Here is a 12780-nt window from a genome sequence, read left to right as displayed (position 1 = left end):
GATGAATGAATTACTTTGACCATTCGGCGACGACGCCGATGCGTCCGGAAGTCCTAGCGGCGATGACACCTTATTTACTTGAACAGTATGGAAATCCATCAAGTGTTCACGCGGCTGGTCGCTCTGCTCGAGCAGCAATCGATCAAGCACGACGGCAGATTGCGCAAGAATTGAACGCGAAACCAACAGAACTGATTTTCACAAGTGGTGGAACGGAGTCGGATAACTACGCCATCTTTGGAGCAGCCGAGGCAGCGCGTGAAAAAGGACGACATCTTATTACGACACGTTTTGAGCATCATGCCGTGCTTCGTGCGTTCGAAGAGCTCGAAGAACAAGGCTATGACGTCACGTATCTCGATGTACCGTCTTCTGGTGTCGTTTCATTGACTGCCTTACAAAAAGCAATCCGGGAAGATACGACGCTCGTCTCAATCATGTTCGGCAACAATGAAGTCGGAACGATCCAGCCGATTGCGATATTCGGTCGATTTTTACGGGAACGCGGTATTTTGTTCCATACGGACGCGGTGCAAGTGTTCGGAAAACAAGCAATCGATGTCGAAGCGTTACAGGTCGATTTACTCTCAGCATCGGGTCACAAGATTAATGGTCCAAAAGGAATCGGACTGTTATATGTCCGGACCGGTGTGAAGTTAGCGCCTCAGACGTTTGGTGGAGAGCAGGAACGTAAGCGTCGCGCTGGTACGGAAAACGTACCTGGTGTCGTCGGTTTAGCGAAAGCGCTCGAACTGATGATCGCAGAGCGCGATCAACAAAAGAACCACATTAAACAGCTCCGTAGTGTTTTGCTGACACGTTTAGATGAGAGTGGCATCAATTATGAAATCAACGGGCAAGAGGGTTTACCAAATGTCCTCAATCTCTACTTCCCACGTATCGAGATCGAACCGTTCTTGATCATGCTCGATATGCGTCAGATGGCGGTATCGAGTGGGAGTGCGTGTACGGCAGGATCTGTCGAACCATCGCATGTCCTATCCGCCATGTATGGCGAAGATGAACGGACACGAGCATCGGTCCGAATCAGTTTTGGTCATGGAAATGATATCTCGCAAGTCGAACTACTCGCACAAGCCTTGCAAGATGTCGTAAAATCGTTTCAGAATTAACTAAGAGGTGAAATGAATGAATACACGAGCGAAAGCTCCAAGTGAAACGACAGTCGTCGTTGGAATGTCGGGCGGTGTTGATTCCTCGGTGACAGCTCATTTATTAAAAGAGCAGGGTTATAACGTCATCGGAATCTTCATGAAAAACTGGGATGACACGGATGAGAACGGCTTTTGTACGGCGACGGAAGATTATGAAGACGTCATCGCAGTAGCCAATCAAATCGGCATTCCGTATTATGCGGTCAATTTCGAGAAAGAGTACTGGGATAAAGTCTTCACGTACTTCCTCGATGAATATAAACTCGGTCGGACGCCGAATCCGGACGTCATGTGTAACAAGGAAATCAAGTTCAAAGCCTTCCTCGATCACGCGATGCGCCTTGGTGCCGATTTCGTAGCGACAGGTCATTATGCGCGTGCCGTTTATGAAGACGGAGAACACAAACTGCTTCGTGGTGTCGATACGAACAAGGACCAAACGTATTTCTTGAACCAATTATCTCAAGAACAAATCGCAAAAGCGATGTTCCCGATCGGGCACATGGAAAAATCAGAAGTACGCCGGATTGCAGAAGAAGCGAACCTCGCGACAGCGAAGAAAAAAGACTCGACGGGTATTTGCTTCATCGGGGAGCGAAACTTCAAGCAGTTTCTCGGTCAATATCTACCGGCGCAACCTGGTGAGATGCGTACGCTTGACGGCAACGTCATGGGACGTCACGATGGGTTGATGTATTATACGATGGGACAACGTCACGGACTCGGCATCGGTGGCGACGGAGAACCTTGGTTCGTCGTTGGGAAAAATCTAGAGGAGAACATTCTCTATGTCGATCAAGGATTCCATAACGAATTGTTGTATTCGGAAGGATTGCTTGCTTCAGATGTCAGCTGGACAACTGAACGTCCGGTCGGTGAAACGTTCCGTTGCACAGCAAAATTCCGATACCGTCAACAAGATACAGCCGTCACGGTTCGTGTCCTTGAAGATGGACTCGATGTCTCGTTTGACGAACGTCAACGTGCGATCACACCAGGACAAGCTGTCGTATTCTATGATGGAGATATCTGCCTCGGTGGCGCGACGATCGATGCAGCTTATAAAGCAGGCGAACGCCTCGCTTATCTAGCGTAAGGAGCAAAAGAAGATGAACTATAATGAAGTAGGATTCCGGCATTTAGAAGCTGGGAATTATGAATTAGCAGCGCAAGCATTTAACGACGCGATTGAAGAAAATCCAAAAGATCCGACAGCGTATGTCAATCTCGGAACGTTATTACAATCGATGAACGATGCAGATCGTGCGCTCCGGTTTTACGAACGAGCACTAATGATCGACAATACGTTCGCGAGTGCCTATTATGCAAAAGGTGCACTGTTTTTTGCTGCCGATCAACTTGTCGAAGCAGAAGAATCATTGCGGGCAGCCTTATTATATGGGCTTGACGATGCAGATCTCCATTTCATGCTTGGGATGACGTATCAAAAACTCGGTGATCCGGTACGCGGCTTACCTCGTTTGCAACGCGCTTCAGAATTGAATGGCGTCGACATCGAGATTGCGTTCCAATACGGACTGGCCTTAGCGCAAAACGAGAAGTTGGAAGAAGCAGTCGAAATGTTCGAGCACGTCTTGATGCTTGACGAAACGCATACGGATGCACGGTACAACTATGCCATTGCTCTTGCTTTCCTTGGTCAACAGGAAGCGTGTTATGCAGAACTCGAAGCTGTTCTTGCCTATCAGCCAGAACACGCTCTCGCACGAGATGCAAAAGCGAAGATGGATGCATTGTTGAAACAAGCAGACTGATCTAAAAAAGACGATTCCTTGTGGAGTCGTCTTTTTGTGTTTTATTCAATTCCCAACTTCACGGATGACGCGGAGGGGAGGTCCCGAAAAATCTTCATAGGCTTCATCCATGTTTTTCGTATACAGTTCGATGACATTGTTCTCCGTATCCTTGAAATAAGCCGAATGCTCTTTTTGATTGGATGTCTCTTGTTCATCCCATTCTCTTAACTTCACGGTAATCGATGCTTCCCGTAGTTGATTGAGCGCTTGTTGGAACTCTTCTTTTTCGACGTAAAAGGCGCAGTGCACATGGACGCCGCCTTCATCATATAACGTATCCCATTCGGATACAGGTAAGTGCTTGACCGTTCGTTCCTCCATCGTGAAGTCTCGTTTTAACCACAGACCAAGTCGTGTGTTGCCACCAATATACAGCCACGTCGCCCAGACGCCGTCCTGTTCGGATTGTTCCTTGCTTGGTTCTGCATCCTCAGGTGCCCATTGTTCGACGATCGGAATGCCCAGTGTTCCGTTCCAAAAGCGAACAGCGCGATCCATATCCTCGACTTCCAGTACTAATTCACACAAACCTGCAATCGGTAAACGTGCCATCCTTGAACTCCTCCTCGTAACGAAATGTTTCACGGTATGTTTCCCTGATTTAAAATCTGGTAAACGAATGCTATGATGAAAGCAGCGAATGAAAAAGAGAGAAAGAAGGTGGAGTGATGGAGCACCCCCATCAAGTCGTCGGACGCGTCAAACGTGTGCTCTTTTCTTCTGAGGAAGAAGCACACTCCATTGTATTGGTCGCCGTCAAAGAAAAAAACTTTGAACTAAAAGAAACCGAACTCGTCATTACGGGCACTGGTGTCGGGATTGAACTCGGAGGCACCTATCAAGCCTTCGGTCGTCTCGTTGATCATCCACGTTTCGGGAAACAACTGAAAGCGGAACTGATTCGTCGTTCAGTTCCGATGACAAAACATGCAACGGTCCGCTTCTTGACGAATGGTTCGTTCACCGGCATTGGACCGAAGACAGCGAAAAATATCGTCGATGCTCTCGGAGAAGAGGCAGTGGATCTTATTTTAAAGGACGAGCGTGTCCTCAACCAAGTTCCCGGATTAAAACAAAAACAGGCAGACATCATTTTGAGTCGACTCGCTACGTTGTATGGTGTCGATCAGTTGATGCTGTTTTTAGCACCGTTTGATGTCACACCGAAGCTAGCGGCAAAGATTTATGCTGCTTACGAAGGAGACGCCATGGCACGGATTCGGGAGAATCCATATTCCTTAATGTATGAAGTGAACGGGATTGGTTTTAAGACAGCCGATCATATTGCGTCACACCTCGGACTTGTCGGGCTACATCCGGAGCGTGTCGCGGCTTCAATCATGCACATACTAGAACAAGAAGCAGGCGAAGGGCATGCCTTTGCAACGGTCGACTCGTTACTCCAACGGGCGCCCCGTTTATTAGGTGAAGATCCAGGCGAACGATTGGAACAAGCAATTGAACTGTTACTCGCTGAGGATAAGGTCAAGCTTGAGGAAGGTTGCTTGTATCTGCCGACAATCTTTTATGCAGAAGTCCGAGCTGCGAAGGAACTAGCACGCGTCATGGCGAACGGTGCCGAACAGGAAGTCGATGTCGCGACGATCCTTGAAGCGATTGGTCATCTCGAAGAACAGTTCGGGATGGAATATGCAGCACAACAGCGGGAAGCAATCGAGTTAGCGGTCAAAGCACCGCTGATGGTGCTAACCGGTGGACCGGGTACGGGTAAGACGACCGTCATTAAAGGAATTTTACATGCACTGCAGGAAATCCATGACTGGCCGCTTGAGAAGAGCCGCGTCAAGACAGGTGATGTTTATCCGTATGTTCTCGTTGCGCCGACCGGACGCGCCGCAAAACGGCTGTCGGAAGCAACGGACGTACCAGCGATGACGATTCATCGCCTCTTGAAGTATGACGGAACGAACTTTCAATTGAATGAGGATCAGCCGATTACAGGAAAGGTACTGATCATCGATGAGTCGTCGATGATTGATATCTATCTGTTATCGAGTTTGCTCCGTGCCGTACCGAACGGAATGAAAATCCTGTTCGTCGGTGACCGCGATCAGTTACCGTCCGTTGGTCCGGGACAAGTCCTCGCTGACTTGATGGATACGGAAGGAATTCCGGTCGTTCGCTTGAACGTCGTCCATCGTCAAGCGGAAGATTCCTCGATATTACGACTCGCTCACGATTTGAAGAATCGGACGACGTCTTCTGATTTACTAGCACCACTCGCGGATCGCCGATTCTATACAGCTTCACCGCAAGAGACGTTACGCGGCATTTCTGCCTTTGCGGAAAAAGCGCTTGCGAAAGGCTATTCGAAATTCGATGTTCAGGTCCTCGCGCCGACCTATCGTGGTCAGGTCGGGATTGACGAATTAAATGTCGCCTTACAACGTGTCTATAACCCAGAAGAGCCGAAAAAACGCGAAGTCAAACAAGGTACGCGGATTTATCGGACTGGAGATAAAATTCTCCAACTCGTCAACAATGCGGAAGAAAACGTCTATAACGGGGATATTGGGGAAATCGTTAATATCTTTTTCGCCAAAGAAAATGTCGATAAAGTTGATAAAATCATCGCCCGTTTCGATCAAACGGAAGTCGAGTATAACCGGAGTGACTGGGATCAATTCACACATGCCTATGCCATCACGATCCATAAGGCGCAAGGGTCTGAGTTTCCAATCGTCTTAATGCCGGTCTATTTCACAGGAGCGTTCAAACATTCCCGAAATTTAATTTATACGGCGGTCACTCGGGCAAAGTCGAGTCTCCTGTTGTTTGGTGATCCGCGTGCGTTCCATAAAGCGTCACAAGAAGAGGAACCACGTCGCCGAACACGATTGATTGAACGACTTGGTGGCGTGACAAAGACTTGACGGATGCTGTTCGATAGGTAATAATCACGGTAGATGAATGGACGTAACACGTTGATGGAAGATAAGTAAAAGGAAAACTCGAGTCCAGAGAGAAGTGAGCCTGCTGCAATCACTTTCTCGAGTTCCTTTGAAGCTCCTTCCGGAGTCGGGTGTAAACACCTGCGGGTCATCCCCGTTATCAGATGTTCGAGGTAAGCAATGTCGTTGCTTACGAACGAGGGTGGTACCACGGAAGCGATGCTTTCGTCCCTTTTCAGGGATGAAAGCATCGCTTTTTTGCGTCCAAATAAAACAATGGGGGTAACTTTTCATGAAAGCATTAAAACCATTAACGGGTGCACAAATCCGTCAGATGTATCTCGATTTCTTCCAGAGTAAAGGACATGCGATCGAACCGAGTGCTTCACTCGTACCGGTCGAAGATCCATCACTCTTGTGGATCAACTCAGGTGTTGCGACACTCAAAAAATATTTTGATGGTCGCGTCATTCCTGACAATCCACGTATCGTCAACGCACAAAAATCAATCCGGACGAACGATATCGAAAACGTCGGGAAAACAGCACGTCACCATACATTCTTTGAGATGCTCGGGAACTTCTCCGTCGGTGATTACTTCCGCGAAGATGCCATCAAATGGGGCTGGGAACTCTTAACGAGCGATGACTGGTACGGTCTTGATCCGGAACGTCTCTCGGTCACGATTCACCCGGAAGATGACGCAGCACGTCAAATCTGGTTAGAACTCGGCGTACCAGCTGAACGAATCATTCCACTAGAAGATAACTTCTGGGAAATCGGTGAAGGTCCATCCGGTCCGAATACGGAAATCTTCTTCGACCGTGGACCAGCTTTCGGAGATGATCCGAACGATTCAGAACTTTACCCAGGTGGTGAAAACGAACGTTATCTTGAGATCTGGAATATCGTCTTCAGTCAATACAACCACGATGGACACGGCAACTACACGGAGCTTCCACGTAAAAACATCGATACAGGAATGGGACTCGAACGGATGGCATGTGTCATGCAGGATGTCCCAACGAACTTCGATACGGATCTGTTCATGCCAATCATCCATAAAACAGAAGAGATTAGCGGCAAAATCTACCGTGACGACTCGAAACTCGATGTAGCGTTCAAAGTCATCGCAGACCACATCCGTACGGTTTCATTCGCAATCGGTGACGGTGCGCTTCCTTCGAATGAAGGTCGCGGATATGTCCTTCGTCGTTTATTGCGCCGTGCAGTTCGTTATGCGAAGATGCTTGGCATCGAGCGTCCGTTCATGTATGAACTCGTCGATACGGTCGGTAATGTCATGGTCGACTTCTACCCACAAGTTCCAGAAAAAGCAGACTTCATCAAACGTGTCATCAAAAATGAAGAAGAGCGTTTCCACGAGACACTTCATGACGGTCTTGCAATCTTGAACACAGTGGCTCAGAATTCTAAAGCAAACGGTGAGCATGTCATCAGTGGTGAAGATGCGTTCCGTCTTTATGACACATACGGTTTCCCACTTGAATTGACGGTCGAGTATGCTGAAGATCATCAAATGTCTGTTGATGAAGAAGGCTTCAAACAAGCGATGGATGCACAACGCCAGCGTGCGCGTGCAGCGCGTGAAGAGAGTGGTTCGATGCAACAGCAATCGGAAGTCCTCTCGACGCTAAAAGATAAAAGTACGTTCGTCGGCTATACCGACCTTAAGGCGGATGCAAAAATCATCGCATTGTTGCATGATGGAGAACGAGTCACAGAAGTGGCTGCTGGTGAAGAAGCACAAGTTATTCTCGACATCACACCGTTCTATGCTGAAAGTGGTGGTGAAGTCGCAGATACAGGAACAATCGAAGGCAAAGACTTCGTTCTTGATGTCAAAGATGTTCAAAAAGCACCGAACGGTCAAAACTTGCACACAGTCATCGTCCGTACAGGGATTGCAACTGAAGCAGCAGACGTCGTTGCAAACGTCGAAGCAGCAGAACGTAAAGCGGTCACGAAAAACCATACGGCAACACACTTGCTTCATAAAGCATTAAAAGATACGCTCGGCACACACGTCAACCAAGCGGGATCACTCGTTTCTCCAGAACGTCTTCGTTTTGACTTCTCACACTTTGGTGCCGTGACACAAGAAGAATTGACGAAAATCGAACAAGACGTTAACCAAGCGATCTGGGCATCTCTACCGGTCGATATCGAAGAGATGAACATTGCTGATGCAAAAGCAAAAGGTGCAATGGCATTGTTCGGTGAGAAGTACGGTGAAACAGTTCGTGTTGTCTCAGCGGGCACATACTCGATTGAATTGTGTGGCGGGATCCACGTCGGGAACACAGCAGAAATCGGCTTGTTCAAGATCGTTTCAGAGTCTGGTATCGGAGCAGGTACACGCCGAATCGAAGCCGTAACGGGTGCAGGCGCATATCGTGTCATGAATCAGCACTTAGAAACACTTGAGCAAGCAGCGTCTGTTCTAAAGACGAAGACGACAGAAGTTCCTGTCCGTATCGAAGCGTTGCAACAACAGCTCCGTGAGACAGAACGAGCAAACGAATCGTTGCAAGCAAAACTTGCAAACATCGAAGCAGCTTCGCTTAAGGATGATGTCGAAGAAATCAACGGTGTACGTGTCCTTGCAAAACGTGTCGATGTCTCAGACATGGATGCACTTCGTGGCATGATGGATGAGTTAAAGAGCTCGATCGGCTCAGCAATCATCGTACTCGGTAGTGCGCAAGGTGAGAAAGTCAATCTCGTCGCAAGCGTCTCAAAAGATTTAATTGACCAAGGATACCATGCTGGTAAATTGATCAAGGAAGTCGCAACACGCTGTGGCGGTGGTGGTGGCGGTCGCCCTGACATGGCTCAAGCTGGCGGAAAAGATGCGTCGAAATTAGAAGAAGCACTCGCGTACGCTTCACAATACGTGCAATCACTGGCATAATAGAAACGTAGTGTATATGAAAGAGGTGATGAACGTGAGTCAGATGGATCAAACGATGAAATTTAACTTTCCAGAAGACGATAACAAGGCAGCGACACGTGATGTGTTGTTGACGGTCTATCATGCTTTAGAAGAAAAAGGATATCATCCGATCAACCAAATCGTCGGCTATCTCCTATCTGGAGATCCTGCTTACATTCCTCGTCATAATGACGCACGTAACTTAATTCGTAAGATTGAACGCGACGAATTGCTCGAAGAACTCGTGAAATCTTATTTGGCGGAGAGTGGAAATTCAAAATGAAACGTGCAATGGGACTAGATGTCGGTTCGAAGACGATTGGAGTAGCGGTCAGTGACTTGATGGGCTGGACGGCACAAGGCGTCGAGACGGTCAAGTGGACGGAACCCGATTATCCAGAAGCCTTCAAACGGCTCGATGTCATCATGAAGACATACAATGTCGAAATCTTAGTCATTGGTCTTCCGAAAAACATGAACGGTTCCATCGGTCCTCGTGCAGAGGCGAGTCAAGCCTTTGCGAAGGAAATCGAACAGCATACTGGACTTGAGGTCGTCTTCATGGATGAACGTTTGACGACGATGCAAGCAGAACGGATGCTGATCGATGCCGATGTTAGTCGTAAGAAACGCAAACAAGTCATCGATAAGATGGCTGCTGTCATGATCCTGCAATCGTATTTGGATCGGACGAACCGATGAAGGGGGAGAAACCGATGGCTGAAGAAAAACGTCAGTATCTCTTTCCAGATGAAGAGGGCGGGGAACATCTTTTCGAAGAATGGTACCGTTACTCGAGTGAACGTACAGGAAAAACCTATCTGTTTCTTGAAATGATCGGTAACCCTGACGAAGGAGCAGATGATTTGATCATCTGTGAGATCGATGAATATGGAGAAGGCGAAGATGATTTTGAATTGAGCCTGATTGATGAAAATGATGAGCAAACTTGGGATGAACTCGAGCTTGCGTTAAAGGAGCGGATCACTGATGCAACAGAATGAACCAACACGTTACGTAATTCCGGACGGCGAAGGAAATGATTTCGAATTCGCAGAACGTCTACGTTATGAAAGCCCACGTTCGAGCAAGACGTACATCTTCCTCGAGCCAATCGGAGCAGATTATGACGAAGCAGAAGAAGTCGATATCTTTGTTTACGAACTCGATGAATACGGTGATGGAGACAACGACTTCAATCTCGTACCAATCGATGAAGATGATACAGAGACTTGGGATGAAATCGAAGAAGTCTTTAACACGCTTGAAGATCAGTTAGACTAACCCGACTCATGACAGGTGACATCGTAAGAGACTTTCTCTTACGATGTCACCTTGTTTTAAGAGAAGAAGGAGGAACCGATGGAAAACGAATGGAAGCAAAATGCCGAAATCGAAAAAAGGCGACGCCGGACATCACGCCGGATTACGCTGATCATCCTTTCTGTATTGTTGACGATTTTTCTAGTTGCCAGTGCGGTCGTCTATGTCTTTTTGAAAAATGCGCTTGAACCGGTCGATGAAGAAGCGACGAAATCCGTCAAAGTCGAAGTTCCTTTAGGAGCAGGAACGAGTACGATTGCTTCTCTACTAAAGGAAAAAGACTTGATTGCGAACGAGACAATTTTCCGTTATTACGTCCGTTATAAGAATGAATCGTCATTCCAGGCGGGTACGTATACCCTGTCACAAGCCATGTCTCCGGATGAAATCATCAATGAATTGAAGACGGGAACGGTCATGAAGGCAGCGGATGTGAAAATCACGTTACCAGAAGGTATCACGATGGATCGTCAAATCGCTTTGATTGCGAAAGCAACAAAATTCAAAGAAGAGACAGTTCGAAAAGAATTGACAGATGCGACGTTCATCGATGGAATGATTGAAAAATATCCGATGTTGACGGACGAAGTGAAGAAAGATGGTGTCTTATATGCACTTGAAGGCTATCTCTTCCCAGCAACGTATGAGTTTGATAAAGGAAAAAGTATCAATCAAATCGTCGAGACGATGCTCGATGAAACAGAAAAAGTTTACGATGAAAATGAGGATGCTATTCGAAAATCAGGCATGACCTTCCATGAAGTACTCAGCCTCGGTTCTATGGTTGAGCGTGAAGCGGCGACACCAGATGATCGTCGTGAAATCGCCGGTGTTTTCAAAAATCGATTGGATGATGGGATGAAACTCCAATCCGATCCAACCGTTTGGTATGGCACAGGTGAAAATACGGCGTTAACGACGCTGAAGGATCTTGAGAATAACTCGAAGTACAACACGTATAAGTACGAAGGGATTCCAATCGGTCCGATTTCAACAGTCAGTAAAGATTCTGTGTTGGCTGTTTTAAACCCGAATAAAACAAAATATGTCTATTTCTTCGCCCGTCCACCAAGTGATAAACATCCACGAGGACAGATTCTATATGAAGAGACATATGAAGAACATCAACGAAACGTCGTGAAGTATAAACCGGAATGGGTAGAATACGAAGCGAGTAAAGAGCAATGAGCAACGGGTTGGGTTGAAGCGGGAAGTTCGCTTCAAGTCAACCTGTTTATGCGGAAGAGGGAGTGAATGGCGTGAAGGATTTCACGACCTATGTCGAATCGATGATTCATCCTCGCGATGCTCTACTGATGGAGATGGAGCGTTACGCGGAAGAACATCATATACCAATCATCGAACTGACCGGTTCCGAAGTCTTGTTATCGCTCCTGCGATTACAACAACCGAAGCGTATTTTAGAAGTCGGAACAGCAATCGGATATAGTGCTATCCGGATGGCACGCGCGTTACCGGATGCACACATTACGACGATTGAACGAAATGCGAAACGATATGAAGAAGCAAAAACCTTCATCGCTCGGTCAGATGTGGCAGACCGGATTGACATCATTTTTGGTGATGCAGTAGAATTAGCCGAAACCCTTGAAGAGCAGTTCGATGCAGTCTTCATTGATGCCGCAAAAGGACAATATAAGAAATTCTTTGCTGGGTATGGTCGACTCATTCCAGAGGGCGGCGTGCTGTATACAGATAATCTCTTCTTACATGGAGATGTCCTCGAGCCTGATCCGAAGACATTTGATCGAAGAAGACGTCGACTGGTACGTCTCGTCAAGGAATTTACGGTTTGGATGATGGAACAAGAACAATATGATACGACGATTTTTCCGCTCGGTGACGGTGTATCCGTCAGTCGGAAAAAGTCAAAATGATGGAGGAACGAATGACATGCAAAAACCGGTAGTAATAGGCGTAGCGGGCGGAACGGGTTCAGGGAAAACGACGGTGGCTCGTTCACTCGTCGATGCGTTTCCAAGTGAATCAATCGTCATGATTGAGCAAGACGCGTACTATAAAGATCAAAGTGATTTATCAATGGAGGAGCGGTATCAGACGAATTATGATCATCCGTTCGCTTTTGATAATGGTCTGTTGATCGAACACATTCAGTCGCTCCGTGAAAACATTGCCGTTGAAAAACCGGTATATGACTATGTCGCCCACACACGGGCACAAGAGACGATTCGTCTTGAACCACGCGATGTCATCATCGTAGAAGGAATTTTAGCGCTTGAAGACGAACGGTTACGGGAACTAATGGATATTAAGGTGTTCGTCGACACGGATGCAGATGTCCGTATTCTTCGCCGGATGCAGCGTGATATCAATGAACGGGGACGTTCGATTGATTCAGTCGTCGAGCAGTATACGAACGTCGTTCGTCCGATGCATCTGCAGTTCTGTGAACCGACAAAACGTTATGCGGATATCATCGTACCAGAAGGTGGAGAGAATCATGTCGCCATCGATTTACTCGTGACGAAGATCCGAGCAATTCTTGATTATCGTTCAGCACTCGATCAAAGAGGATATTGATTCCAAAAAAGATGTGAATATACTATACTAGTGGA

The 12780-nt window shown here is 47.1% G+C and carries 13 protein-coding genes and 1 other annotated feature; of the genes, 12 read left to right on the top strand and 1 reads right to left on the bottom strand.

The window, feature by feature from the left end; all coding sequences use genetic code 11:
- Positions 1-5 precede the first annotated feature (5 nt).
- The 3 genes from ADM98_RS13395 to ADM98_RS13385 are packed head-to-tail and all read left to right on the top strand — an operon-like array spanning position 6 to position 2950.
- Positions 6-1133: a cysteine desulfurase family protein gene (locus ADM98_RS13395; protein WP_053453935.1), complete on the top strand. Its 1128-nt coding sequence runs from the start codon at positions 6-8 to the stop codon at positions 1131-1133.
- Positions 1134-1149: 16 nt separating this feature from the next.
- Positions 1150-2271 (top strand): tRNA 2-thiouridine(34) synthase MnmA, encoded by a 1122-nt coding sequence (mnmA, locus tag ADM98_RS13390; RefSeq protein WP_053453934.1) that lies wholly within the window; start codon positions 1150-1152, stop codon positions 2269-2271.
- Positions 2272-2284: 13 nt separating this feature from the next.
- Positions 2285-2950 (top strand): tetratricopeptide repeat protein, encoded by a 666-nt coding sequence (locus ADM98_RS13385; protein WP_053453933.1) that lies wholly within the window; start codon positions 2285-2287, stop codon positions 2948-2950.
- 45 nt (positions 2951-2995) lie between these two features.
- Here the strand turns inward: ADM98_RS13385 and ADM98_RS13380 are convergent, their stop codons facing one another.
- Positions 2996-3544, bottom strand: a complete 549-nt coding sequence (locus ADM98_RS13380) for a VOC family protein (protein ID WP_053453932.1) — start codon at positions 3542-3544, stop codon at positions 2996-2998.
- 116 nt (positions 3545-3660) lie between these two features.
- Between ADM98_RS13380 and recD2 the strand changes: the two genes are divergently transcribed.
- The 9 genes from recD2 (at position 3661) to udk (ending at position 12745) form a co-directional block, all read left to right on the top strand.
- Positions 3661-5886, top strand: coding sequence for an SF1B family DNA helicase RecD2 (gene recD2, locus ADM98_RS13375; RefSeq protein WP_053453931.1), 2226 nt, complete (start codon positions 3661-3663; stop codon positions 5884-5886).
- 42 nt (positions 5887-5928) lie between these two features.
- Positions 5929-6140 (top strand) — a binding site (T-box leader).
- Between the two features lie 56 nt (positions 6141-6196).
- Positions 6197-8839, top strand: a complete 2643-nt coding sequence (gene alaS, locus ADM98_RS13370; protein ID WP_053453930.1) for an alanine--tRNA ligase — start codon at positions 6197-6199, stop codon at positions 8837-8839.
- A 34-nt stretch (positions 8840-8873) separates the two neighbouring features.
- The gene (locus ADM98_RS13365; protein ID WP_029342229.1) at positions 8874-9143 is read left to right on the top strand and encodes an IreB family regulatory phosphoprotein; all 270 of its coding nucleotides are present in this window, start codon (positions 8874-8876) and stop codon (positions 9141-9143) included.
- On the top strand, positions 9140-9562 hold the full coding sequence (gene ruvX, locus ADM98_RS13360; protein WP_053453929.1) for a Holliday junction resolvase RuvX: 423 nt from the start codon (positions 9140-9142) through the stop codon (positions 9560-9562). Before ADM98_RS13365 ends, ruvX begins: the two co-directional genes overlap by 4 nt.
- Positions 9563-9576: 14 nt before the next feature.
- Positions 9577-9864, top strand: coding sequence for a DUF1292 domain-containing protein (locus tag ADM98_RS13355; protein ID WP_023468909.1), 288 nt, complete (start codon positions 9577-9579; stop codon positions 9862-9864).
- Positions 9851-10144 carry a DUF1292 domain-containing protein gene (locus tag ADM98_RS13350; protein ID WP_053453928.1) on the top strand — a complete coding sequence of 98 codons (294 nt, stop codon included), beginning with the start codon at positions 9851-9853 and terminating at the stop codon, positions 10142-10144. The genes ADM98_RS13355 and ADM98_RS13350 overlap by 14 nt, the downstream gene beginning before the upstream one ends.
- A 78-nt stretch (positions 10145-10222) precedes the next feature.
- Positions 10223-11371, top strand: coding sequence for an endolytic transglycosylase MltG (gene mltG, locus ADM98_RS13345; protein WP_053453927.1), 1149 nt, complete (start codon positions 10223-10225; stop codon positions 11369-11371).
- A gap of 71 nt (positions 11372-11442) precedes the next feature.
- The gene (locus ADM98_RS13340; protein WP_053453926.1) at positions 11443-12081 is read left to right on the top strand and encodes an O-methyltransferase; all 639 of its coding nucleotides are present in this window, start codon (positions 11443-11445) and stop codon (positions 12079-12081) included.
- A 16-nt stretch (positions 12082-12097) separates the two neighbouring features.
- Complete coding sequence (gene udk / locus ADM98_RS13335) at positions 12098-12745, top strand: uridine kinase (RefSeq protein WP_023468905.1); 648 nt, start codon at positions 12098-12100, stop codon at positions 12743-12745.
- The last annotated feature ends 35 nt before the right edge of the window (positions 12746-12780 follow it).

The organism is Exiguobacterium sp. BMC-KP (genome assembly GCF_001275385.1).
Classification (GTDB): domain Bacteria; phylum Bacillota; class Bacilli; order Exiguobacteriales; family Exiguobacteriaceae; genus Exiguobacterium_A.
The sequence above is the reverse complement of the archived record's forward strand: the minus strand, read 5'-3'. Positions and strand labels throughout refer to the sequence as shown.

Excerpts from the sequence above, each read along its gene's own strand:
- ADM98_RS13380 (WP_053453932.1), bottom strand. The coding sequence starts at position 3,544 with ATGGCACGTTTACCGATTGCAGGTTTGTGTGAATTAGTACTGGAAGTC.
- ADM98_RS13395 (WP_053453935.1), top strand. The coding sequence starts at position 6 with ATGAATTACTTTGACCATTCGGCGACGACGCCGATGCGTCCGGAAGTC.
- udk (WP_023468905.1), top strand. The coding sequence starts at position 12,098 with ATGCAAAAACCGGTAGTAATAGGCGTAGCGGGCGGAACGGGTTCAGGG.
- recD2 (WP_053453931.1), top strand. The coding sequence starts at position 3,661 with ATGGAGCACCCCCATCAAGTCGTCGGACGCGTCAAACGTGTGCTCTTT.
- ruvX (WP_053453929.1), top strand. The coding sequence starts at position 9,140 with ATGAAACGTGCAATGGGACTAGATGTCGGTTCGAAGACGATTGGAGTA.
- ADM98_RS13385 (WP_053453933.1), top strand. The coding sequence starts at position 2,285 with ATGAACTATAATGAAGTAGGATTCCGGCATTTAGAAGCTGGGAATTAT.
- alaS (WP_053453930.1), top strand. The coding sequence starts at position 6,197 with ATGAAAGCATTAAAACCATTAACGGGTGCACAAATCCGTCAGATGTAT.
- mltG (WP_053453927.1), top strand. The coding sequence starts at position 10,223 with ATGGAAAACGAATGGAAGCAAAATGCCGAAATCGAAAAAAGGCGACGC.
- mnmA (WP_053453934.1), top strand. The coding sequence starts at position 1,150 with ATGAATACACGAGCGAAAGCTCCAAGTGAAACGACAGTCGTCGTTGGA.
- ADM98_RS13350 (WP_053453928.1), top strand. The coding sequence starts at position 9,851 with ATGCAACAGAATGAACCAACACGTTACGTAATTCCGGACGGCGAAGGA.
- ADM98_RS13355 (WP_023468909.1), top strand. The coding sequence starts at position 9,577 with ATGGCTGAAGAAAAACGTCAGTATCTCTTTCCAGATGAAGAGGGCGGG.